General features: G+C 64.4%; 21 protein-coding genes. 6 read left to right on the top strand and 15 right to left on the bottom strand.

What is annotated here, in order from left to right:
- Positions 1–26: 26 nt before the first annotated feature.
- The 4 genes from N551_RS0133015 to N551_RS36465 all read right to left on the bottom strand — a co-directional run bounded on the left by N551_RS0133015 (position 27) and on the right by N551_RS36465 (position 4,744).
- Positions 27–629, bottom strand: coding sequence for a K(+)-transporting ATPase subunit C (locus tag N551_RS0133015; RefSeq protein WP_027570550.1), 603 nt, complete (start codon positions 627–629; stop codon positions 27–29).
- 110 nt (positions 630–739) lie between these two features.
- Positions 740–2,854: a potassium-transporting ATPase subunit KdpB gene (gene kdpB / locus N551_RS0133010; protein WP_027570549.1), complete on the bottom strand. Its 2,115-nt coding sequence runs from the start codon at positions 2,852–2,854 to the stop codon at positions 740–742.
- Between the two features lie 65 nt (positions 2,855–2,919).
- Positions 2,920–4,623 (bottom strand): potassium-transporting ATPase subunit KdpA, encoded by a 1,704-nt coding sequence (gene kdpA, locus N551_RS0133005; RefSeq protein WP_027570548.1) that lies wholly within the window; start codon positions 4,621–4,623, stop codon positions 2,920–2,922.
- Positions 4,624–4,654: 31 nt separating this feature from the next.
- The gene (locus N551_RS36465) at positions 4,655–4,744 is read right to left on the bottom strand and encodes a K(+)-transporting ATPase subunit F (protein ID WP_007595755.1); all 90 of its coding nucleotides are present in this window, start codon (positions 4,742–4,744) and stop codon (positions 4,655–4,657) included.
- 493 nt (positions 4,745–5,237) lie between these two features.
- On the opposite strand from N551_RS36465, the gene N551_RS0132990 reads away from it, so the two are divergent.
- The 3 genes from N551_RS0132990 (at position 5,238) to N551_RS0132980 (ending at position 8,175) form a co-directional block, all read left to right on the top strand.
- Positions 5,238–5,705, top strand: coding sequence for a hypothetical protein (locus N551_RS0132990; protein ID WP_027570547.1), 468 nt, complete (start codon positions 5,238–5,240; stop codon positions 5,703–5,705).
- Positions 5,706–5,919: 214 nt separating this feature from the next.
- On the top strand, positions 5,920–6,555 hold the full coding sequence (gene upp, locus N551_RS0132985) for a uracil phosphoribosyltransferase (RefSeq protein WP_027570546.1): 636 nt from the start codon (positions 5,920–5,922) through the stop codon (positions 6,553–6,555).
- 33 nt (positions 6,556–6,588) lie between these two features.
- Complete coding sequence (locus N551_RS0132980; RefSeq protein ID WP_027570545.1) at positions 6,589–8,175, top strand: AMP-binding protein; 1,587 nt, start codon at positions 6,589–6,591, stop codon at positions 8,173–8,175.
- 55 nt (positions 8,176–8,230) lie between these two features.
- On the opposite strand, the gene N551_RS0132975 is transcribed toward N551_RS0132980, so the two are convergent.
- Positions 8,231–9,397, bottom strand: a complete 1,167-nt coding sequence (locus N551_RS0132975; RefSeq protein ID WP_027570544.1) for an acyl-CoA dehydrogenase family protein — start codon at positions 9,395–9,397, stop codon at positions 8,231–8,233.
- A 227-nt stretch (positions 9,398–9,624) separates the two neighbouring features.
- On the opposite strand from N551_RS0132975, the gene N551_RS0132970 reads away from it, so the two are divergent.
- Positions 9,625–10,077 carry a MaoC family dehydratase gene (locus N551_RS0132970; RefSeq protein WP_007595761.1) on the top strand — a complete coding sequence of 151 codons (453 nt, stop codon included), beginning with the start codon at positions 9,625–9,627 and terminating at the stop codon, positions 10,075–10,077.
- On the top strand, positions 10,077–10,928 hold the full coding sequence (locus N551_RS0132965) for a CoA ester lyase (RefSeq protein WP_027570543.1): 852 nt from the start codon (positions 10,077–10,079) through the stop codon (positions 10,926–10,928). Before N551_RS0132970 ends, N551_RS0132965 begins: the two co-directional genes overlap by 1 nt.
- 189 nt (positions 10,929–11,117) lie before the next feature.
- On the opposite strand, the gene N551_RS0132960 is transcribed toward N551_RS0132965, so the two are convergent.
- The gene (locus N551_RS0132960) at positions 11,118–11,915 is read right to left on the bottom strand and encodes a fumarylacetoacetate hydrolase family protein (RefSeq protein ID WP_027570542.1); all 798 of its coding nucleotides are present in this window, start codon (positions 11,913–11,915) and stop codon (positions 11,118–11,120) included.
- Positions 11,916–12,117: 202 nt separating this feature from the next.
- On the opposite strand from N551_RS0132960, the gene N551_RS0132955 reads away from it, so the two are divergent.
- Positions 12,118–13,017, top strand: coding sequence for a LysR substrate-binding domain-containing protein (locus tag N551_RS0132955; protein WP_027570541.1), 900 nt, complete (start codon positions 12,118–12,120; stop codon positions 13,015–13,017).
- Positions 13,018–13,020: 3 nt separating this feature from the next.
- On the opposite strand, the gene N551_RS0132950 is transcribed toward N551_RS0132955, so the two are convergent.
- From N551_RS0132950 to N551_RS0132910, 9 genes are all read right to left on the bottom strand, one after another.
- Positions 13,021–14,508 carry an amidase gene (locus N551_RS0132950; protein WP_027570540.1) on the bottom strand — a complete coding sequence of 496 codons (1,488 nt, stop codon included), beginning with the start codon at positions 14,506–14,508 and terminating at the stop codon, positions 13,021–13,023.
- Between the two features lie 16 nt (positions 14,509–14,524).
- A complete protein-coding gene (locus tag N551_RS0132945) occupies positions 14,525–15,322 on the bottom strand; it encodes a xanthine dehydrogenase family protein subunit M (protein WP_027570539.1) in 798 nt (265 codons plus the stop codon).
- 11 nt (positions 15,323–15,333) lie between these two features.
- Positions 15,334–17,721: a xanthine dehydrogenase family protein molybdopterin-binding subunit gene (locus N551_RS0132940; RefSeq protein ID WP_027570538.1), complete on the bottom strand. Its 2,388-nt coding sequence runs from the start codon at positions 17,719–17,721 to the stop codon at positions 15,334–15,336.
- Positions 17,722–17,723: 2 nt separating this feature from the next.
- Positions 17,724–18,215 (bottom strand): (2Fe-2S)-binding protein, encoded by a 492-nt coding sequence (locus N551_RS0132935; RefSeq protein ID WP_027570537.1) that lies wholly within the window; start codon positions 18,213–18,215, stop codon positions 17,724–17,726.
- A 20-nt stretch (positions 18,216–18,235) separates the two neighbouring features.
- Positions 18,236–19,342 carry an ABC transporter ATP-binding protein gene (locus tag N551_RS0132930; protein WP_027570536.1) on the bottom strand — a complete coding sequence of 369 codons (1,107 nt, stop codon included), beginning with the start codon at positions 19,340–19,342 and terminating at the stop codon, positions 18,236–18,238.
- Positions 19,343–19,350: 8 nt separating this feature from the next.
- On the bottom strand, positions 19,351–20,271 hold the full coding sequence (locus tag N551_RS0132925; protein ID WP_027570535.1) for an ABC transporter permease: 921 nt from the start codon (positions 20,269–20,271) through the stop codon (positions 19,351–19,353).
- The gene (locus tag N551_RS0132920; RefSeq protein ID WP_027570534.1) at positions 20,268–21,185 is read right to left on the bottom strand and encodes an ABC transporter permease; all 918 of its coding nucleotides are present in this window, start codon (positions 21,183–21,185) and stop codon (positions 20,268–20,270) included. The genes N551_RS0132925 and N551_RS0132920 overlap by 4 nt, the downstream gene beginning before the upstream one ends.
- Before the next feature lie 55 nt (positions 21,186–21,240).
- The gene (locus N551_RS0132915) at positions 21,241–22,590 is read right to left on the bottom strand and encodes a PotD/PotF family extracellular solute-binding protein (RefSeq protein WP_027570533.1); all 1,350 of its coding nucleotides are present in this window, start codon (positions 22,588–22,590) and stop codon (positions 21,241–21,243) included.
- Positions 22,591–22,854: 264 nt separating this feature from the next.
- Positions 22,855–24,156, bottom strand: a complete 1,302-nt coding sequence (locus N551_RS0132910) for an MFS transporter (RefSeq protein ID WP_027570532.1) — start codon at positions 24,154–24,156, stop codon at positions 22,855–22,857.
- Between the last annotated feature and the right edge of the window lie 7 nt (positions 24,157–24,163).

Below are 24,163 nucleotides of genomic sequence, written 5' to 3'. Positions count from 1 at the left end.
AATCATCCGCGCGGACCTAGCCTAGACTACTTCGTGGCACGATCGAGCGCGAGATTCAGAGTCAGCACGTTGATCCGGGGCTCGCCGATCAGGCCGAGCAGGCAGCCCTGGGTGTTGGAAGCCACCAGTTGCTTGACCTGATCCTCCGGCACGTTTCGCGCCTTCGCGACGCGCGGCACCTGGAATTGCGCCGCTTCCGGCGAGATATCCGGATCGAGGCCACTGGCTGAGGTCGTCACGAGGTCGACCGGCACGGCGGCATTCGGATTCTCGCCCCTGAGCTTGTCCACGTCTTCCTTCAGCCGGTCGGCCAGCGCCTTGCTGGTCGGGCCGAGATTTGAGCCACCCGAATTCGCGGCGTTGTAGGGCGCCGGTACCGTCTTGGTCGAATCGTTCGGATCCGGCGCCACCGTCGCCGAGGGACGGCCGTGGAAATATTTGTCGTCCTTGAACTCCTGCCCGATCAGGGCGGAGCCGACCACCTTGCCGTCCTTCTCGATCAAGCTGCCCTGCGCCTGCGCGGGGAAGATCGCACCGGCAATAGCGGTCATCGCGAGCGGGTAGGCCAGGCCGGTGATGGCGGTGAGCACCAGCAGCAGGACGATGGCGGGGCGGATTTCTCTGAGCATGCGTTTCTCCTATTTCTTTCGTCGTGGCGAGGAGCGAAGCGACGAAGCAATCCAGTCTCTCAGCCGCGGCAAGAATTCTGGATTGCTTCGCTTCGCTCGCAATGACGGGGTTAAGCCAGGTGCAAGGCAACGACGACGAGGTCGATCGCCTTGATGCCGATGAAGGGAATGACGATACCGCCGAGGCCGTAGATCAGCAGGTTGCGCCGGAGCAGTGCGCCGGCCCCGACCGCGCGATAGGCGACGCCCTTCAGCGCCAGCGGGATCAGTGCGATGATAACAAGTGCGTTGAAGATGATCGCCGACAGGATGGCGCTCTGCGGGCTCGACAGGTTCATGACATTGAGCACGTTGAGCTGGGGGTAGAACGCCAGGAACATCGCCGGGATGATCGCGAAATACTTCGCGACGTCGTTGGCGATCGAGAACGTGGTCAGCGCGCCGCGCGTCATCAAGAGCTGCTTGCCGATCTCGACCACCTCGATCAGCTTGGTCGGGTTGGAATCGAGATCGACCATGTTGCCGGCCTCGCGGGCCGCCTGCGTGCCGGTGTTCATGGCGACACCGACGTCTGCCTGTGCGAGCGCCGGCGCGTCGTTGGTGCCGTCGCCGCACATCGCCACCAGCTTACCTTTGGCCTGCTCGTCGCGGATCAGCTTGAGCTTGTCCTCGGGAGTTGCCTGCGCCAGGAAGTCGTCGACGCCGGCCTCCGCTGCAATCGCGGCGGCCGTCATGGGATTGTCGCCGGTGATCATGACGGTGCGGATGCCCATGCGCCGCAGCTCGGCAAAGCGCTCGCGGATGCCGCCCTTGACGATGTCCTTGAGCTGGATGACGCCGAGCAGCCTACCGTCCCTGGCGACCGCCAGCGGCGTGCCGCCGGCCTTCGATATCTCGTCGGCAATGGTCTGGATCTCGCGACCGATGTCCGAGAGCCCGGCGAGCTGGATGGAACGAGCCGTGTTGCCAGAGGCAACCACCAGCGGTGCACCGCCACCGACATAGTTGAGCATCGCATCGACCGCGCCCTTGCGCACCGACGAGCCGCCGGCGTCGACACCGCTCATGCGGGTCTGCGCCGTGAAGGGGATGAAGGTGGCTCCCAACTCGGCCATCTCGCGGCCACGGATGCCGTATTTTTCCTTGGCCAGCACCACGATCGAACGGCCCTCCGGGGTCTCGTCGGCGAGCGATGCGAGCTGGGCCGCGTCCGCGAGCTCCTGCTCGGTGACGCCACGCACCGGGCGGAAGGAGGTCGCTTGGCGGTTGCCGAGCGTGATCGTTCCGGTCTTGTCGAGCAGCAGCGTGTCGACGTCTCCGGCGGCCTCGACCGCACGGCCGGACATCGCCAGCACGTTGAAGCGGACCAGACGGTCCATGCCGGCGATGCCGATCGCCGACAGCAGCGCGCCAATCGTGGTCGGGATCAGCGTCACGAATAGCGCGACCATCACAACCACCGAAATCGAGCCGCCGGCATAGGCCGCGTAACTCGGGATGGTGACGGTGGCGAACACGAAGATGATGGTGAGGCCGGCCAGCAGGATGTTGAGCGCGATCTCGTTCGGGGTCTTCGCCCGTTCCGCGCCCTCGACCAGCTTGATCATGCGGTCGATGAAGGTCGAGCCCTGCGCTGCCGTGATCCGCACGCGGATCCAGTCGGACAGCACCTGTGTGCCGCCGGTCACCGCCGAACGGTCGCCGCCAGATTCGCGGATCACGGGTGCGGACTCGCCGGTGATGGCGGCCTCGTTGACGGACGCAACGCCCTCGATCACCTCGCCATCGGAGGGAATGGTATCGCCGGCCTCGACCAGCACGATGTCGCCGACCTTGAGGCTGGTGCCCGGCACGAGATTGAAGGCCAGGCCGGCGCCGGTCAGCAGCTTTGCCTGGCTCTCGGTGCGGGTCTTGCGCAGCGATTCCGCTTGCGCCTTGCCGCGGCCTTCGGCCACCGCTTCGGCGAAGTTGGCAAACAGCACCGTGAACCAGAGCCAAACGATGATTTGGAAGGTGAAGCCGAGATTCTCGCCGCCCGTGACGAGGTCGCGCAGGAAGATCACCGTGGTGAGCGCGGCCACGATCTCGACCACGAACATCACCGGATTCTTGATCATCAAGCGCGGATCGAGCTTGATGAAGGACGCGCGGATCGCAGGCACGACGATCTTGGGATCGAGCATCGCCGAGACGGACGCGCGTTTTTGCAGTTTTATGGTATCCATGGATTTCACTCCGAACAATCAGAAGGCGGTCGATCAGAACACTCGCTGTTCAGAACACTTGTTGTTCAAAACACTTGGCCGGCGTTCATCGCGAGATGCTCGACGATGGGGCCGAGGGCGAGGGCCGGGAAGAAGGTGAGGCCGCCGATGATCAGGATCACGCCGACGACGAGGCCGACGAACAGCCCGCCCGTGGTCGGGAGGGTGCCCGCGGACGGCGGAATCGATTTCTTGGCGGCCAACGAACCCGCGATCGCCATCGCCGGAATGATCATGAAGAAGCGGCCGACGAACATCGCGCTTGCGAGCGTGAGATTGTAGAAGAAGGTGTTGCCGGTGAGGCCCGCGAAGGCCGAGCCGTTGTTGCCGGTCGCCGAGGTGAAGGCATAGAGCACCTCGGTGAAGCCATGCGGCCCGGCATTCGCCATCGAGGCGACCGCCGCCGGATAGACCACGCCGACCGCGGTCCATCCCAGATACATCAGCGGCAGCACCAGGATCGCGAGCATCGCCATTTTCACTTCGCGCGCCTCGATCTTCTTGCCGACATACTCCGGCGTGCGGCCGACCATCAGGCCGGCCACGAAGATCGCGAGCACGACGAACAGCAGCATGCCATAGAGGCCGGCGCCGACGCCGCCGACGATGATTTCGCCGAGCTGCATATTGATCAGGGGAATCATGCCGCCGAGCGCCGTGAAGCTGTCATGCATGGCGTTGATCGCGCCGCAGGAGGCGGCCGTCGTGATCACGGCGAACAGGGAGGACGCGACGATGCCGAAGCGAACCTCCTTGCCTTCCATGTTGCCGCCGGTCAAGCCGAGCGCGTGCAGGGTCGAAGTACCGTTGGCCTCCGCCCAATAGGTGATGGCGACACCGGCGACGAACAGCACGCCCATCACGGACAGGATCGCCCAGCCCTGGCGCTGGCTGCCGACCATGCGGCCGAACACGTTGGTCAGCGCCGCACCCAGCACGAAGATCGATAGCATCTGAATGAAGTTGGACAGCGCGGTTGGATTTTCGAACGGATGCGCCGCATTGGCGTTGAAGAAGCCGCCGCCATTGGTGCCGAGCATCTTGATCGCGACCTGGGAGGCGACCGGGCCGACCGCAATGGTTTGCTTGGCACCCTCGAGCGTGGTGGCCTCGACATAGTCACCGAGCGTCTGCGGTATGCCTTGCGAGACCAGGAACAGCGTATAGACGATACAGATTGGCAACAGCACATAGAGCGTGCAGCGGGTGACGTCGACCCAGAAATTTCCGACGGTGCGTGCCGACGCACGCGAGAAGCCGCGGATCAGGGCGACCGCGAGTGCGATACCGGTCGCCGCCGACAGGAAGTTCTGGTGCGTCAAGCCGAGCATCTGCACGAGATAGGAGATCGTGCTCTCGCCGCCGTAGTTCTGCCAGTTGGTGTTGGTGATGAAGGAGATCGCCGTATTGAAGGAGAGATCCGCGGCGACCGCGCCTTGGCCGGCAGGATTGAACGGCAGTACGGCCTGCAACCGCATCACGCCGTAGATGATGAGGAAGCCGCCGACGTGGAACAACAGCATGGCGACCGTATAGTTCAGCCAATGCTGCTCGCGCTTCTCGTCGACGCCGGAGAACCAGTAGATGCCGGCCTCGATGGGACGCAGCACCGGCGAGAGGAAGGTCCGCTCGCCGTTGAACACGCGCGTCATGTACCAGCCGAGCGGTTTTGTGAGCGCGACGATAATGACGCAAAAGAGAATGATCTGGAGCCAACCGATTACAGTCATGACATCAACCCTTCAGGCTTCGTGAGCACGGTCAGAACCGCTCGGGCCGCAGCAGCGCGTAAGTGAGGTAGAACAGGAGGCCGAGCGAAACGACGCCGGCGAGCGAATAATCGAAGATCATGGTCCGCTCCCTCACAGCCGTTCGCAGGCATAGGTGTAGCCAATCGCAAGGGCGAAAAAGGCGAAGCCCAGCGCCAGCATCAGAATGTCCATCATGGAGATACTCCTCGTTGCGCCCTTGATTTCGGTGCAACCGTTTCTCGGGAGATCCGGTCGGCGCGTGAAAGGAAATTCCAGTGCATTTCCACGGCGCCCACCGGGACCTTTTGACCGGGCTGAAGTGCCACCGCGGGCATAGGTTTTCGAGACGAGGGCCGTGGCGAAGTTATAGGAATCTCATAAAAGGCCGGGGCTGACGGCGTGGTCGGACAACGCTCGCGAGGCACATGACATCGTCGTACCGGCGAAGGCGGAGAATGGCGCGCCACCGCCCCCATCCCGCACTTTTGAAATCCCTATATCTCCCGCCCCGCCCCCATCTCGTTTTCAAATGCCGTTTTGGCCATCTTGGAGAGGCCGGCCGACTGACCGACGCCAATTCCAGGAGGCCTGACATGACCGCCGCCCTCCGGCACTACGATCCGCCCTCACTCAGCGAGCGCCTGCGCCACGCGCACACGATGACGCGACCGCTGATGCTCGAGATCATCGATCACGCCTGCCGGCACTTCCCTTCGCTCGGGCAGAGCGAGCGCACTGCGCGGGTCACGCGCCTGATCGAAGCAGAAGCCTGGGCCGATGCCGCGCTGGCACTGATGGAGCTGGAGCTGCCGCTGTGGCAAGTCCGCCGCATCGCCTACGACGAGGGTGAATGGCACTGCGCTCTCTCGCGCGAGCGCGAGTTGCCGGACTGGCTCGACGCCGCGGTCGAGGCGCGCCACGCCGATCTCGCGCTCGCGCTGCTGTCGGCTTTCATAGAGGTCGAGGCATTGGCCCTGGAAGTTTCGCGTCCGAGCGTTCCCACTATTCGTCCCGCGCCTGACCCGCTCTACGAGCCGGTCGGCTGCGAAAATTTCGGCTAGTGGGCGCAGTCCTGACGCTCGTCATCACACTCGTGGCGCGCGGGCTCGGAGCATAAGCCGTCACGCCCATCGACCGCGAATTGACCATGGCTGCCTACGGGGCGAGCAACCGGCTCCGCAGCGCGGTCGCGACGCCCGGCTGAAGGCACGTCTCCCGCACCAAAAACACTCGGCCGATCTGGCGCAGTTTCCCGGAACCGTGTAGATCGGTTTCATGAGCACCAGCAACGTCAACGTCGTCGCCCATCCCCTGGTCCAGCACAAGCTCTCCCTGATGCGGGAGAAGGACCGCTCGACCAAGAGCTTTCGCGAGATCCTGAACGAGATCGGGATGCTGCTCGGCTACGAGGTGACGCGCGACCTGCCGCTGGAGCTGGTCGAGATCGAGACGCCGATTGCGCCGATGCGGGCGCCCAAGATCGCCGGCAAGAAGCTCACGCTGGCGCCGATCCTGCGCGCCGGCGTCGGCTTCCTCGACGGCATGCTGGCGCTAATGCCGTCGGCGCGCATCGCCCATATCGGGCTCTACCGCGATCCTGAGACATTGCAGGCCGTGGAATATTACTTCAAGGCGCCGCAGGACCTCTCGGACCGCACCGTGATCCTGATGGATCCGATGCTGGCGACCGGCAACTCGGCTTGCGCCGGCGCCTCGCTGCTGAAGGCGCGCGGCGCCCGCGACATCCGCTTCGTCTGCCTTCTGGCCGCGCCTGAAGGGATCGCGCAGTTCCAGAGCGAGCATCCGGACGTGCCGGTCTGGACCGCCGCGATCGACGAGCGGCTCAACGACCACGGCTACATCGTGCCGGGGCTGGGCGACGCCGGCGACCGGATGTTCGGCACCAAGTAGACAGGTTCGCGCGGTCGGGTTAGTCCGGTTGCCATGAGCGCCAATGTATTTTCGCTGCAATCGCTGATCCGGCCCGAGACGACCGCCGATCCGGCCTTCGTGTTCGACGGCACGCCGGTCTCGCGCGCAGAATTCTCGGAAAAGATCGAGCAGACCGCCGCCTGGCTTGCCGCGCGCGGTATCGGCAAGGGCGACGTCGTCGCGGTCTGGCTGGTCAACCGGATCGAATGGATCGCGCTGCTGTTCGCCGCCGCCTGGCTCGGGGCAATCGTTGCCGCCGTCAATACGCGCTACCGCAGCGCGGAGGTCGCGCATCTCCTGAAGCTGTCCGGCGCCAGGCTGATGGTGATCGAAGCCGCGTTTCGCTCGATCGACTTTGCCGCTATTCTCGCCGACGTCGCCAAGGACGAGGTGCCTACGCTGCGAGAGATCGCGGTGGTCGGCGCGGATGAGATTCCCGCCCAATGGCCATGCGTGCGCTTCGACGCCTTCGACGAGCCCTATCCGCCGGCCCCGCCGGCTCAGGATGATTTCGATCTGCCGGTTCTGCTCTACACGACATCAGGCACGACCAAAGGACCAAAACTCGTCGCGCATTCGCAGCGAACGCTGGCCACGCACGCCGCCTCCGTCGCCGAGGCGCTAAAACTCTCGCCCCAGCGCCATGCGCTGCTGGCCATGCTGCCGTTCTGCGGCACCTTCGGCATGACGAGCCTGCTCGGCTTCGTCGCAGCGGGCGCGACCGTCCATGCGCTCGACGCCTTCGAGGCCGCGCCGGCGCTGAAGATTCTCCGCGAGTGCGGGATCACGCATGCCTTTGGCTCGGACGAGATGTTCCGCCGCATCCTCGCCGTCACCGACGCGCCGCATCCGTTTCCGCATCTCGAAGTCTGCGGCTTTGCCGCGTTCCAGCCCGGCTGGCGCGAGCTTGCCGCGGAGGCCGAGGCGCGCGGCATGCCGTTGCACGGCCTCTACGGTTCGAGCGAGGTGCAGGCGCTGTTCTCGATCGCACGCTCGAGTGATGGCTTCGCCGATCGCATCGAGGGCGGCGGCTGGCCAATGTCCCCGGAGGCCAAGGTCCGTGTGCGCGACACCGAGACCGGCGAACTCGCGGCTCGCGGCGTCTCCGGTGAGATCGAGATCCATGCGCCGTCCCGCTTCCTCGGCTACTACAACAATCCCGACGCGACGCGCGACGCCATCATCGCGGACGGCTTCTTCCGCACCGGCGATATCGGCCGGCTGCGCGGCGACGGCTCCTTCGTCTACGAAACCCGCGCGGGCGACGCCATGCGGCTCGGCGGGTTTCTTGTCGCCCCCGGCGAGATCGAGGACGAGCTCAAATCGTGCGCTGGCGTGGCCGACGCCCAGGTCGTCGCGGTCGATCTGAAGGGAAACGCACGCTGCGTTGCCTTCGTGATTGCCACCCAGGACCCCCACCACGAGCCGCCGCGGCAGGACGCGTTGATCACGCACCTGCGCGAGCGGCTCGCCGGCTACAAGGTCCCGGCGCGGATCTATGTCGTGGAGGCCTTCCCCGTCACCGACAGCGCCAACGGCGTCAAGATCCAGCGCGCCCGGCTTCGTGCCATGGCGATGGACCGGATCGCCGCGGAATAAGCACGGCCACTGGGATAGCACGCGAATTCGTCTCGGCTAAAAGGTCGCGCATCAGCTAGTACGACTTGGCCAGTCCCAGCACCTTTTCCGCAATGAAGCTGAGCGCAAGCTGCGGGCTGACCGGCGCGATGCGCGGGATCAGCACCTCGCGCAAGTAACGCTCGACGTGGAATTCCTTGGCGTAACCGAAGCCACCATGGGTCATCACCGCCTGCTCGCAGGCATGATATCCGGCCTCACCCGCAATGTATTTCGCGGCATTGGCGGCGCCGCCACAAGGCATGCCCTTGTCGTATTGCCAGGCCGCCGACATCACCATCAACCAGGCCGCCTCGAGCTCGACCCAGTTGACGGCCAGCGGATGCTGAATGCCCTGGTTCTTGCCGATGGGCCGGTTGAACACCACGCGGGTCTTGGCGTATTCGGTCGCGCGCGACAACGCGAGCTTGCCGAGGCCGACGGCTTCCGCTGCGATCAGGATGCGCTCCGGGTTCATGCCTTCGAGGATATACTGGAAGCCTTTGCCTTCTTCGCCGATCCGGTCTTCCATCGGGATCTCGAAATCCTCGAAGAACAGCTCGTTGGAATCGACGACCTTGCGGCCCATCTTCTCGATCTCGTGGACCTTGATTCTGTTACGATCGAAGTCCGTATAGAACAGGCTCAGCCCATGCGTCGGTGAGCGCACGTCCTCCAGCGGCGTGGTGCGCGCCAAAAGCAAAATCTTGTGCGCGACCTGCGCGGTCGAGATCCACACCTTCTGGCCGTTGACGATGTAGCGGTCGTTCTTGGCCACCGCGCGGGTCTTGAGCTGGGTGGTGTTGAGGCCGGTGTTGGGCTCGGTCACGGCAAAGCACGCCTTTTCGCGGCCCTCGACCATCGGCGGCAGCATGCGCTTGCGCTGTTCCTCGGTGCCGAACACGACCACGGGATTGAGACCGAACACGTTGATGTGCACCGCGGATGCGCCCGACATGCCGGCGCCGGATTCCGCGATGGCGCGCATCATGATCGCGGCTTCGGTGATGCCGAGCCCGGAACCGCCGTAGGCCTCCGGCACGCAGATGCCGAGCCAGCCGGCGTCGGCGAGCGACTTGTGGAAGTCGTGCGGGAAGCCGCCGTCGTGGTCCTTCTTCAGCCAATAGGCATCGGGAAAGCCTTCGCAGATCTTCGCGATGGCGTCGCGAATAGCCTTCTGCTGATCGGTGAGCGCGAAATCCATGATGGTCTCCTTGCTGGGAGCCGCGCCCGCGCCATCTCCCCTCTTCGCGTTTCCCACGCGAAGGCCGCGGCCGATTGCTGTGCCCGGACGTGCCCTCGCTTGCGTTCTTTAGCTCGAAAAACCGGGTACAGATACGTGAATTTGCCTGCCAACTGTGTGTACCATGCATGGGATCATGCGGCGCGACGGTGTGAGCGCGCTGTTATTTCGCAGGGAGGAAGACCGCGATGGCCGGGCTTTATTTCGAGGAGTTTTCCGTGGGCCAGGAGTTCAGGCATCCCCTGACGCGGACCGTCACGGAGATGGACAACACCATGTTCAGCCTGCTGACGCTCAATCCGCAGCCGCTGCACATCGACGCGCATTTTTCGGCCCAGACCGAGTTCGGCCAGCGCATTTTCAACAGCCTTTACACCCTCGGCATCATGATCGGCATGACGGTCTATGATACGACCATGGGCACCACCGTTGCCAATCTCGGCATGACCGACGTCACTTTTCCGAAACCGGTCTTCCATGGCGACACTTTGCGGGCGACGACCAAGGTGCTTTCGTTGCGGGAATCCAAATCGCGCCCCAAAGCGGGCATCGTCGAGTTCGAGCACCACGCTCTCAACCAGAACGACGAGATCGTCGGAAAATGCCGCCGCATGGCGATGATGCACAAGAGGCCGGTCTGATGCGTTCGATGCTATTCGTGCCGGGCGACTCCCCGCGCAAATTCGAGAAGGCGAGCGAAGGCAACGCCGACGCGCTGATCATCGATCTCGAAGATTCCGTCGTCGCCGACAAGAAGCCGGAGGCGCGCGGGTTGACGCTGGCGATGCTGAAAGGCTCTCGTGGCCCGCACCAGCTCTATGTCCGCGTCAACGCGCTCGACACCGGCATGACGCTCGCTGACCTTGCCGCGGTGATTCCAGGCAAGCCTGACGGCATCGTGCTGCCGAAATCGCAGGGCGGCGACGACGTGCGGCAGGTCGCGACCTGGCTCGAAGCTTTGGAAGCTGCGGCTGGCATCGCCATCGGCTCGACACGCATCGTCTGCGTCGCGACCGAAACCGCAGGATCGATCTTCGGGCTCGGCAGCTACAAGGGCTGCTCTCCTCGCCTCGCGGGCCTGATGTGGGGCGCGGAAGATCTCTCGGCCTCGCTCGGCGCTACTGAAAAGGCGTCAGGCGGCGTGTTCCATAGCCCTTATCGGCTGGCGCGCGATCTCTGCCTGATGGCGGCGGCCGCGGCCGAAGTCGCGCCGATCGACACCGTCTATACCGACATCGACAATCTGGCGGGGCTCGAACAGGAAACGCGCGCGGCGCGGCGTGACGGTTTTTCGGCGAAAGCGCTGATCCATCCCAAGCACGTCGACGTGGTCAACGCGGCGTTCGAGCCGACCGAGGCCGAGCGCAATTGGGCGGAGAAGGTAATCGCGGCGTTCGCGAGCAATCCGAACTCCGGCACGCTGCGCCTCGACGGCCAGATGATCGACAAGCCGCATCTTCGCGCTGCGAAGAAGATCCTCGGCCGGAGCTAGAGCAGGACGCCGCGCTGCGACAGATGGGATACAAGCCACTCTCAGCGTCGTCGTGGCCGGGCTTGTCCCGGCCATCCACGGGCTTGCACGCAAGCGGCACCCAAAAACGTGGATGCCCGGGACAAGCCCGGGCATGACGAAGCGAAAACGTCCCGCCCCTCACTTTCCGCAGGCGGGGAGAGGGGAGCGCTAGACGATCTTGATCGACATGTCCGGCAAGCCGTCGAGCTTGCACAACAGCACGTCGCCCTTCACGACCGGGCCGACATTCTCCGGCGTGCCGGAATAGATGATGTCGCCGGCCTTCAGCTCGAAGGCTTCCGACAGTTTTGCGATCTGCTCGGCCACGCTCCAGATCATCTTGCTGAGATCCGAGCTCTGCTTCACCGTCCCGTTGATCGCCAGCGAAATAGCGCCCTTGTCGAAATGGCCGGTCTTGCTGGCCGGGTGGATCGGGCCGATCACCGCGGCGTGGTCAAAGCTCTTGCCGATCTCCCACGGCTTCTTCTCCGCGGCCATCCCGTTCTGGAGATCGCGCCGGGTCATGTCGAGGCCGAGCGCGTAGCCATAGACATGGTCGAGCGCCTTCTCGGCCGGAATGTTGGAGCCGCCGGACTTCAGCGCGGCGACCAGCTCGACTTCGTGGTGATAGTTCTTGGTCAGCGACGGATAGGGATGGTCGGCGACCTCGCCCACAGCGACGTTCTGGATTGCGTCGGTCGGCTTCTGGAAGAAGAACGGCGGCTCGCGGTTCGGGTCCGAGCCGCGCTCGATCGCGTGCGCCGCATAGTTGCGCCCGATGCAGTAGATGCGGCGGACCTGGAACACCTGGGTTTCGCCGACGATCGGAATGGTGACCATCGGCACCGGAAAGGTCGGCTTCGGCACGGCCTGCGCAGCAGCCGGCGCAACTTCCGCGATTGACGCAGCACTTGCCGCCGCGGCAATTGCAAGCAGCTCTCGTCGCGTTGCTGATCTCTCTTTCATGTTTTGTGCTCCCTTTTTGTGTTCGTTGGGCGCATCATGCGCGCCGGACCGCCTGATAATCAATATTCAGTATGCCAGCAATGCTGGACCGGCACGTCGTTTAATTGATGAGAACAGGCCGTCTGCGACCGAGCCTTCCCACCCTGGCTCCCATTCGCCCTAGCATGGAACTTGCATAAATTCTGGGCGACATGGATGCCGCATGAACCTCATCAGCCTCGATATCCGCATGCTCCGGTCGCTGATCTCCGTGGTCGAGACCGGCAGCATTACCGAGACCGCGCGGCGGCTGGGCCGCACCCAGCCGGCCATCACCCTGCAATTGCAGCGGCTGGAGGAGCTCACCGGCAAGCAATTGTTCGAGCATGCCGGGCGCCGGCTGACGCTGAGCGAGGACGGCACCACGGTTCTCACCTACGCCAAGTCCATCCTGCGGTTGCATGACGAATTGATTTCGCAATTGGCGTCACAGGAGATCGAGGGTCAGGTCGTACTCGGCACGCCGGACCTCTATGCCGCCTTCATGCTGCCGCAGATCCTCAGCGTGTTCCGAAAATCCTTCCCCCGCGTCCAGGTCGAGCTCAATTGCGCGCTCTCGACGCCGCTGGTGGGCCTGGTCAAGCGCGGCGATGTCGACATCGCGCTCGTGACCCGCATGAACGATTTTACGGGCGGCCAGGTGGTACGGCGCGAGCAACTGGTCTGGATGACCGGCGAGCAGTCCGCCGCGCACCAGGAACGGCCCATTCCGCTGGCGTTGCTGCCGCCCGGAAACATCTATCGCGACTACGCGATCGACACGCTGGAACGCGCGAATTTGCGCTGGCGCATCGCCTGCGTCAGCGAAAGCGTCGGCGGCCTTCAGGCGGCGGCCTTCGCCGGCATGGCCGTGACCGTACTCGGCCGCAGCGCCCTGGTGCCGGCGATGCGCGAGATCGGCCCGAACGAGGGCCTGCCGCCACTGCCGAAGATCGAGTTGCTGCTCTACAAGTCGAGCGGCGCAACCTCGAAGGCGGCGACCGCCTTGCACGACTATCTCGCGCACTATCTGCGCCTCGACGAAGAGCTCAGCGGCCGCGGCGACCCGATCGAGCTGACCTGAGCTTCATACCTTCGCGCGCGTGGGACTTTCGCGGAGCGCCAGTGACGGCCAGAAGTTTGCCCAGGGCTGCGCCGCCTCGAACGCAGCGGCGATGCGGAAGATCGTGGGCTCGTCGAGCCAAGGAGCGACGATCTGCAAGCCGATCGGCATTCCGTCGCGATCGAAGCCGCAGGGCAGCGTCGCCGCCGGAAGACCGGCGAGGTTGATCGGCCAGGTAAAGGGCGACCAGCCGAGATGCGGATCGACCTTGCCGCCGTCGATCGTGTCGACGCCGATGCGGCCGGCCTCGAACGCGGTCACCGCGACAGTCGGCGTCACCAGCGCATCGACGCGCTCGAAAAGCTTCAGGAAGCCGCTGCGAGCCTGACCGCGGCGATACCCCGCTTCGATATAGTCCGTGCCGCTGTAGCGTCGGCCTGCACTGATGACGTCAAGATAATCTGCTTCGGAGCTGGCGAGATCGGCCGTGGTCCTGGTCGCGACCGCGGCCGCCTGTTCGGTGAAGGCGATCGGCTTCAGCGTGTGTTCGAGGATGCCGGGATCGAGGCCGGGACCATCCATGGTGACCTGCGCGCCGCAGGCATCGACAATGGCCAGCGCCTTGCCGAACGCCGAGCGCACATCGGGGCTGACGGCGGCGTAGCCGAGATCGACGCTGGCGCCGATACGAATGCCGTTCAACGGCGCGGCCTTCGTGTCGAACCGCCGCGCCGCCACCGGCAGGCTCGCGGGATCGCGCAGATCGTAGCCGGCGATGATCTCCAGCGTCAGCGCAGCATCCGCGACCGTGCGCGTGATCGGCCCGGTATGCGCGAGCGACCCCCAAGACGGTGGCGAGAAGCCGGGCGAACGCGGCACCAGCCCAAACGTCGGCTTTAGGCCGAACACCCCGCAGAAGGACGAGGGCACCCGGATCGAGCCGACGCCATCGGTTCCGATCGCGATCGGACCGCAGCCGGCGGCAACACCCGCCGCCGCGCCGCCGCTCGATCCGCCACTGGTGCGACCGGGGTCCCAGGGATTGCGCGTGGTGCCGGTGACCGGGCTGTCCGCCGTCAACTTGTAACCGGACTCGCAGGTCGTGGTCTTGCAGGTGACGATGGCACCCGCCTCCTTCAGCGCCGAGACAACCGCCGCGTCGACATCGGGCACGAAGGCCTTGTTCATCGGCGAGCCGCCATAGGCCGGCACGCCCGCGACAAAGACGAGGTCCTTGATCGTGACGGGCACCCCCGCGAGCGGGCCCTTGGCTTCGCCCGCGCGCATCTCCCTGGTGAGACGATCGGCATCCGCCCTCGCCTGCTCGTACATCGGCGTCACCACCGCGTTGCAGGCCTCGTTCGTCGCCTCCAGCGCGGCGATGGTGTCGTCGACCACGTCGCGCGGGGTGAACGCCTTGCGCCGGTAGCCGGCCATGATCTCGGTTGCAGAAAGCGCACCAAGGCCAGTCGGCGCCGGCGGGAGGGCCGCTCGGCCGGAACCATTAGTCATCATCAACCCTAAAGAGCTAGCTGAGCGCCGCGTCGACGGCGCGCTTGGCCATGACCGTGACGAGATGCGCACGGTAGTCGGCTTCGGCATGGATGTCGGAGGTGAGACCCTCGGTATCGATCCTGATTGCCGCGATCGCGGACGGATCGAAACTTCGAGACAGCGCTTCTTCCATCGGGGGAACGCGGAATACGCCGGAGCCCGCTCCGGTCACGGCCACGCGAACGCCATCGGCGAATTTCGCCACGAACACGCCGACCAGCGCATAGCGCGACGCCGGCGCCTTGAACTTGGCGTAGCCTGCCTTGAGCGGCACCGGAAAGCGAATCGCCGTGATGATCTCGCCAGGTTCAAGCGCGGTCTCGAACAGGCCGCGGAAGAATCCGTCGGCCGCGATCTCGCGCGTGCTGGTGACGACGGTCGCGCCCAATCCGAGTACACCTGCGGGATAATCGGCCGCCGGATCGTTGTTCGCGACCGAGCCGCCGATAGTGCCGCGGATGCGGACGGCGGGATCGCCGATCATCGAGGCCAGCGCGGCGAGACCGGGGATCTTCGCCTGCACCAGCTTCGAGGCGGCCACGATGGCATGTGGCGTCATCGCACCGATGGTGATGGTGGCGCCGTCGTCGCTGATGCCCTTCAGATGTCCGAGCTTCGACAGATCGATCAAGGCTGGCGGACTGGCGAGCCGCTGCTTCAGCGTCGGGATCAGCGTCATGCCGCCGGCGACGAGCTTGCTGTCCTCGATCGAGGTCAGCAGTTTAGCAGCGTCGGGAATCCGGTCCGGTTGGTGATAGGCAAACGGCTTCATTGTCATCCTCCCTATTCCGCAGCGACCGGCAGCGATGCATTTTGCAGCAGGCGCCAGATCCGGTTCGGCGTCGCCGGCATGTCGACATGGGTGACGCCGAGATGCGACAGCGCATCGACCACCGCGTTGATGACCGCGGCCGGCGAACCGATGGTGCCGACCTCGCCGCAGCCCTTCACGCCCATCGGCGTATGCGTACACAGCGTCGAATGGGTCGCGATGTTCATCATCGGCATGTGGTCGGCGCGCGGCATGCAGTAGTCCATCAGCGAACCCGACAGCAGCTGGCCCGAGCCCTCGTCATAGACCGCGTTCTCGTACAGCGCCTGGCCGACGCCCTGCACGATGCCGCCATGCAACTGGCCCTCAACTATCATCGGGTTGATGACGGTGCCTACGTCGTCCACCGCGGTGTAATTGACCAGTGTCACCGTGCCGGTTTCCGGGTCGATCTCGACCTCGGCAATGTGGCAGCCGCCGGGATAGGTAAAGTTGACGGGATCATAATAAGCCTGCTCTTCCAGTCCCGGCTCCAGCACTTCGAGCGGATAGTCGTGCGGCACGTAGGCGGCGCCCGCGATCTCCTCGAACGTCTTCATGCGGTCGGTGCCTGCGACTGAGAATTTTCCGGCCTCGAACTGGATGTCCACTTCGGCCGCCTCAAGCAGATGCGCCGCGATCTTCTTGCCCTTCGCGACCACCTTGTCCGTCGCCTTCGACAGCGCCGCGCCGCCGACCACCAGCGAACGCGAGCCATAGGTGCCCATGCCGAACTGCACGCGATCGGTATCGCCGAACACGATGTCGACATTGTCAAACGCGACGCCGAGCTTTTCCGAGACGATCTGCGCGAACGTCGTCTCGTGGCCCTGGCCGTGATTGTGCGTGCCGATCATGACCGTGACCTGGCCGGTCGGATGCACCCGCACCGTGGCGCTCTCATAGAGCCCGCCGCGCGCTCCCAATCGTCCCGCGAAGCGCGACGGCGCGAGGCCGCAGGCCTCGACATAAGTCGAGTAGCCGAGCCCACGGAATTTGCCCGTGCGCGCCGACTCCGCCTTGCGGATGCCGAAGTTCTTGACGTCGGCCGCGACAAGAGCGCCGTCGAGACACCCCATCGGGTCGCCGGAATCGTACTGCACCAGCACCGGCGTCTGATACGGATAGGCCTCCTTCGGGATCATGTTGCGTCGGCGGATCTCGACCCGGTCGATCCCCATCTCGCTGGCTGCGACATCGACGATGCGCTCCAGCACGAAGGTCGCCTCGGGCCGGCCCGCGCCGCGATAGGCGTCGACGGGCACGGTGTTGGTGAAGACCACCTTCACGTTGCAGTAGATTGCCGGCGTGGTGTAGACGCCGCCGAGCAGCGGACCGTAGAGATTGGTCGGAATGTTCGGTCCGAAGGTCGAGAGATAGCCGCCCATATTGGCGAGCGTGTTGACGCGGAAGGCCAGAAACTTCCCGGTCTCGTCCAGTGCGAGTTCGGCCTCGGTGACGTGATCGCGGCCGTGGCGATCGGAGACGTAGCCTTCCGACCGGCTCGCCACCCATTTGATCGACCGCATCACGCGCTTGGCGGCCCAAGTGATCACGGCCTCCTCGCCATAGTGGAACTGCTTGACGCCAAAGCCGCCGCCGACATCGGGCGCGACCACGCGCAGCTTGTGCTGCGGAATGTTCAGCACCAGCGCGCCCATCAGGAAGCGCACGACGTGCGGAAACTGGCTGGTGGTCCACAGCGTGAAGCGATCCGTGCCGGGCTCATATTCGGCAATCGCTGCGCGCGGCTCCATCGGGTTGCCGATCAGCCTGTTGTTGACGAGGCTGAGCTTGGCGACATGCGCCGCTTTCCGGAACGCGGTCTCGACCGCGGCCTTGTCGCCGAGCTCCCAATCGCAACAGAGGTTGTTCGGCACGTCGTCGAACAATTGCGGCGCGCCGGGCCGCACGGCTTCGAGCACGCCGACCACCGAGGGCAGCACCTCGTAATCGACCGTGAGCAGCTCGGCTGCCGCGCTGGCCTGCGCCGGCGTCTCCGCGACGACAAAGGCCACCATGTCGCCGACAAAGCGCACCTTGCCCTGCGCCAGCATCGGGAACGGCGGCTCCTTCATCGGAACGCCCTTGGCGTCCGTGATACCCCAGCCGCAGGGCAGCGAGCCTAGCTTGTCCGCGGCGGCATCCTCGCCGGTCAGGACCGCGATGACGCCGGGCGATGCGAGCGCCGCACTCTTGTCGATGCCGCGCAGGATCGCGTGTCCATGCGGCGAGCGCACGAACACACCGGCCGTCATGCCGGGACGCTTGATGTCGGAGACGTAATTGCCGCGGCCGGTGAGGAAGCGCTGGTCCTCTTTCCGTTTGGGTGAAGCGCCGATCCCGATCACGTTGCCCATGGTCACTCTCCCCTGGCGGCGTTCATGGCGGCAGCGCCAGCCATGACCGAGACGACGATGTTCTGATAGCCGGTGCAACGGCAGATGTTGCCTTCAAGGCCGTGGCGGACGTCGGCTTCCGTGAGGTCCGGCTTTTCGGCCGCGAGCGCCACCGCCGTCATCAGCATGCCGGGCGTGCAAAAGCCGCATTGTAGACCGTGATGCTCGCGAAACGCTTCCTGCATCGGATGCATCTGGTTCGAACCGGGGGCGCCGTGAAGCCCTTCGATGGTGAGCAGCGTCGCACCGTCGAGCGCAGGCGCGAGCAGCGTGCAGCTCTTCACCGGCAGGCCGTCGAGATGCACCACGCAGGCGCCGCACTGGCTGGTGTCGCAGCCGATATGGGTACCGGTGAGGTTGAGCCGCTCGCGCAGCAGTTCGGCGACGAGCATCGCCGGTTCGACATCGACAGTGGTTGGCCGTCCGTTCAGTGTGAAGGATATCTGCACGATCATACTCCTGTGCGCGACGGTCTTTAGGAAAGTGGAAGCGCGCTGCCGGCGGCCCATGTGGCCATCACGACGTCGCCGACGGTGAACGGATCCGCGAAGAAGGTCTTTTCCGGCACATAGGCGACGAACGCGTCGTCCGGCACGGTGTCCAGCATGACCTTGACGAAATAGCCCTGGTATTCGATCGCGAGCACGCGACTCGGCAGCGACGTAGAGCAGCCCGGCGGCAGCTCCCTGCCCGGCCGGACCAGCGCGACATCGTCGCGGCGCACGGCGATATCCATCTTGTCACCGACGCTGACCGTAGACCGCGCCAGAAGCGGGACCTCGATGCCATCAGGCGCGGCCTGCGCGAGCGTAAAGGTCGAACCGTTGACCTTCTCGACTCGCCCCGACAGCACGTTCTGCCCGCCCATGAACTCGGCGACGTAACGATCATGCGGATGGGCATAGACGTCGCGAGCCGCGCCCGCCTGCTTGATCCTGCCCTGCTCCATCACCACCACCAGATCGGCGAGCGCGATCGCCTCGAGCTGGGTGTGGGTGACGTGGATGAAGGTGATGCCGAGCTCCTGCTGCATTCGCCTGAGCTCCTGGCGCATCTGCACGCGGAGCTGCTCGTCGAGGGCGGAGAGCGGTTCATCGAGCAAAAGTACCCTCGGTTCGGTGATCGCGGCGCGCGCCAGCGCCACACGCTGTTGCTGGCCGCCGGAGAGCTGCGCCGGCAGGCGATCGGCGAACTGCGTCAGCCGCACTTTCTCAATCATGGCATCCGCAGCGCGCAGACGATCGGCCTTCGACATGCCGCGTACGCGCAAGGCGAACGCGATATTGTCGCGCACTGTCAGGTGCGGGAACAGCGCGTAGGACTGAAACATCATCGCGGTGCGTCGCTGCACCGGCGCGAGCCCGACGACGTTCTGGCCGCCGATGACGATCTCGCCGGCGGTCGGGTCCTCGTGGCCGGCGATCATGCGCAGAATCGTGGTCTTTCCGCAGCCGGACGGACCGATGAAGCAGCAATAGGCGCCGTCGGCGATCTTGAGATTGACGCCGTCCACCACATTGGTAACGCCGTCAAAGCTCTTGCAGACGCCCGCCAGTTCGATATCGCCGCGATCGCTCTTCATTTCCCAGCTCAACCCTTTGTGCTGCTGCCGCGCTTCTTCTGGATCAGCACGATGCTGCCCAGGCTCGCGCCGATGACGATGAAGGACACGATCGTCGTCACCGTGCCGAGCGCGTAAAGCGAGGGCGACGTGACGTTCAGGGTCATGCTCCAGATCTCCAGCGGCAGCGTGTTCAGTGAGCCCGCGGTCTGGAGGCTGCGCGCGAACTCGTCGTAGGAGAGCGTGAAGCCGAACAGCGCGACCGCGACCAGGCCGGGCGCCAGCACCGGGATCATCACCAGCCGGATCGACTGCCAGCGGCTGGCGCCGAGGTCGTAGGCCGCCTCCTCCCAGACGTGGTTGAAGCGCGACATCACCGCGAACATCACGAGCACACCGAACGGCAGCGTCCAGGACAGTTGCGCGCCCAGCGCCGAGGTGTACCAGCTCGCATTGAGCCCGAGCGCCTGGAACAACAGACCGGTACCGAGGCCGAGCACGAGCCCCGGTGCGACCAGGCTGCCGATCATCATGTAGAACACGACGGTGTCGCCGCGAAAGCGTTTGCGAAAACCGAGCCCGGCGAGGAACGAGACCACCACCGTGATAACAGTGACAATGACGGCGAGCTTGATCGAGCGATCGAACGAGCCCTTGACGTCGCCGGTTCGCACCTGGGTGAAGAGATCGACGAACCAGTGCAGCGAAGTGCCCTTCATCGGGAACACGAGGCCGCCACGGATATCCTGGAACGACAGGACGTAGATACAGAACATCGGGCCGTACAGCGCGATCACATAGAACGCGAACAGTGTCGCCAGAACATAAAACGTCCACGGCCGGCCGCCCTTGCTCGGTGCAATCGCCTTGGTCGTCGCAGGCGCGAGCGTCTTTGACATGTCGGTTTTGGGCAAGTCCGTCTTGGACATGTCGGCGAGAACCGCGCTCATCGCGTGATCTCCTGCCTGATGTCGACGGTGCGCAGGATCAGCGAGACGATGGCGACCAGCACCAGCGTCAGCAGCACCGCGCTTGCGGCTGCGGTCGGATATTGCAATACACCGACGTCCTCGTAGAACGCGCTGACCACCGAGGCCGAGCCGCCGCCGGACATCACCTTGACCACGAAGAAATCGCCCATCACGATCGAGACGACGAAGATTGTGCCGAGGGCGATGCCGCTCTTGGACATCGGCACCACGATCAGGCGCATGATGTCGAAACGGCTGGCGCCTGCATCGATCGCGGCCTCGATCAGCTTCTTGTCGATCCGTGCCATGGAATTGAAGATCGGCACAATCATGAAAATGGTAAGCTGGTGGACATAGGCGATGACAACCGCGAGGTCCGAGAACAGCAGCACTTCCAGCGGCTGGCGGATCAGACCGAGCCCCAGCAGCGCCTGGTTGATCAGGCCTTCCTTGCCGAGCAGCGGAATCCAGGAAATCATCCGGATGATGTTCGAGGTCCAGAACGGCACCGTGCAGAGCAGGAACAGGCCAATCGCCAGCAGCTGATTGCGGACGTGGAAGACCAGGAAGTATGCGACGAAGAAGCCAATGATTAGCGTGAAGACCCAGGTCAGCACCGTGAACTTGATCGTCGCCAGGTACAGCTTCAGCGTCAGCGCCGAATGCAGTACCTCGACATAGCTTGCGAGCGTGAAGCCCGGCGTCAGCCCGCCGAAGCCGTCGGTGGCGAAAAAGCTCGCGGCCAGCACGACCAGGATCGGCGCCACGAAGAACGGCACGAGCACCAGCACGAGCGGCGACACGTAGAGCCAGCCAGCGAGATTTGCGCGTGGTGGAGTTTGGGCTGGACTAAGGCTTGGCTGCATGTCGGCAAACGCCTCGAACTCGGTCATTTGGCACCGGCGCATTGCCGCGCCGGCGCTTCGTTCACGTCAGGTGAAGCAGGTTTCAGGCCACCTTGAAGTCGTTCCAGCGCTTGTTCATGTAGGCAGCTTCGTCCATCAGCGTGTTCCAGCACGAGATGTTCTTGACGCGGTCGAGGAACGAGCCGCCGTCACGCTTGGTGCCGCTCTTCTCCATCGGCACGCCATAAGGGTCGTTGACCACCTCAGGCGCGGGCTGGCCCTCGTACCAGAATGCCCATTCGGCCGGCGTGAGGAATTTCTTCGCAGTCGAGGGGACCGGGCTGTAATAGCCGTAGCGCGCGACGAAGCCGCCCTGCCATCCCGACAGATACCAGTTGAGATATTCGTAGGCCGCGTCCAGCTTCTTGCCGGAGAGATGCTTCATCAGGCCCATGCCGTTGCACCAGCCGCGATAGCCTTCCTTGCCGTTCTTGATGTTGACCGGCGCGTAGACGCAGGGGATTTCCTTCACGCGCACCGCGGCAACCGCCGGCGACCACATCGACTGGATGACCACTTCGCCCGCCGCCATCAGCTGCAGCGACTGGTCGAAGGTGGTCCAGGTCGCGCGGAACTGGCCCTGCTTCTTGAGCTCGATCAGCTTGTTGCAGGTGAAGTCGATCTCCTCCTTGGTCATGTTGCCCTTGTTGCCGTACTTGATCAGTCCGGCGCTTTCGAAGCAGAGCGCGGCATCCATGATGCCGATCGCAGGCACGTCGAGGATCGCAGCCTTCCCCTTGAATTTCGGATCGATCAGATCCTTCCATTCTGTGACTTCATGGCCGACGAGGTCGGGGCGATAGCCGATGGAGTCGGCATTGTAGACCTGCGGCAGGAAGGTCGCCCATTCGGTCACGCCGTCGTTCAGATCGGTCGAATCGGGCTTGGCGATATACATGGCCTCGTAGGGCGAGATGCCCTGGCGCGGGATCTTGTGACCGTCGATCTCGCCCTTGGTGAAGATGGGCAGGATGTTGTCGAACTCCTTGACCTTCTTGACCTCGATGCCCTGGATCACGCCGCGCTTGGCGGCGAGCTTGGCCTGCCACCCCTCGAGATCGGCGATGTCGACCGTATTAGGCTGGCTTATGAAGCGGTTGATGGCGGCGGAGGTGTCGAGGTTCTGCATCGTCACCTTGAAGCCGAGATCCTTGGCCGCCTGGTCGCCGATCGCCTTCACCACCGAATAGGACACGCCGACATGGCGCAGCTCGATGTCCTTGATCTCCTGGGCCCAGATGGTCGGGAATCCGCGGATCGCGTCCGATCCTGCGGCCGCGCCGGCCACCGCCGCAGCGCCCTTCAACAGCGTGCGCCGGCTCAGCTTTTTCGCAGGCTTGTCGCTCGTCCCCGCCGGATTGGCAGTGGATGTCCCCTTGTCCCTGTCAAGCATGGCAACCCTCGTTGGCTACGATGAACGCTGCGCACCGGTCGCCATTGACCGGCTGCGGATGTGATCAATTGCGAGGGAGGCTATGGGCGGGATGTCGTGAAGTAAAATTGGAAGTAAAAATTCGCCGCATAAACGCGGCTAATGGTTCGCCCCGCTGCATCGGCTTTTGGCAGCGCGCATAAGAAGACGTCAGGACGTGCACACAAAAACGATAGCTTCGAACGTGCGGGCCCGCTGGCGCGGCAGACGTGATGAAGGCGATCCTCAGGACCTGAGCTGGTCCCGCGCCGTCTCTGGCGCCATCAGCGTCGCGATGATGGTGACGATCGACAGTGCAATGATGTAGACCGACACGGCCCAATAAGAACCGGCCCATGCCAGCAGTGCCGTCGCAATCAGCGGCGAGAAGCCGCCGCTCAGCGCGGCGGCAACGTTGGCTCCCAGCGATGCGCCGCTGTAGCGCACCTGGGTGCGGAACAGCTCCGGCATGAAGGCCGCCTTCGGCCCGAACAGCAACGCATGCGTCAGTGTCATCGTGACGACAAGCGCGAGCGTGATCAGCGCCGGGTCCCTGGTGTCGAGGAACCAGAACAACGGAAACGCCAGCGCCACCGAGAACACGCCGCCGGCGAGATACAGCGCTTTGCGGCCGAAGATGTCGGACAGCCAGCCGGCGAGGGGCAGCGTCGCGAGCTCGACGAGCGCGGCATAGACGACCGCATTGAGGATCACCTGCCGCGGCAGGCCGAGCTGCGTCGTGGCATAGACCACGGTGAAAACAGTGAGGAGATAAGCGAGCCCGACTTCGGACACCGTGATGCCGATCGCCAGCAGGAAGCTGCGCCAGTCGCGGCGCAGGACTTCCAGCGCCGGCTGCGCCAGAACCTCCTTGCGCTCGAGCACCTCCTTGAAGTGCGGCGTCTCCGCGAGTTTCAGCCGCACGATGAAGCCGACGCCGACGAGCAGGATGCTGATCAGAAACGGCACGCGCCAGCCCCAGCTCAGGAAGTCCGCCTCGGGCAGCTGCGTCATCAGACCAAAAATGCCGGTGGACGCGGCGACGCCGACGGGGAAGCCGATCTGCACCAGGCTGCCGTAAAAGCCGCGGCGGTTGCCGGCGTGCTCGGCCACCATGACCACGGCGCCGCTCCACTCGCCACCGAGTCCGATGCCCTGGACGAAGCGCAAAATGACGAGAAAGATCGGCGCCCAGACGCCGATCTGACTGTAGGTCGGCAGACAACCGATCAGGAACGTGCCCAGTCCCATCGCGATCATGGTCGCGACCAGCATCTTCTTGCGGCCGAGCCGGTCGCCATAATGCCCGATGATCGCACCGCCGATCGGCCGCGCGACGAAGCCGACGGCATAGGTCGAGAACGCCGCCAGTGTGCCGACGAAGGGATCGAAGCTTGGGAAGAACAGCTTGTTCAGCACCAGCGCCGCCGCCGTGCCGTAGATCAGGAAGTCATACCACTCGATCGCGGTGCCGAGCGCGCTCGCCCACACCACATGCGCCGTCGTCGATTTCTCCGCCGCACTGGAGACCCCCGATGCTGCCGTCATCGCCATG

The sequence above is a fragment of the Bradyrhizobium sp. URHA0013 genome, from assembly GCF_000518345.1.
In the GTDB taxonomy this organism is placed as follows: Bacteria; Pseudomonadota; Alphaproteobacteria; order Rhizobiales; family Xanthobacteraceae; genus Bradyrhizobium.
Note: the sequence above shows the minus strand (reverse complement) of the source record. Positions and strands in the feature narration are given on the sequence as shown.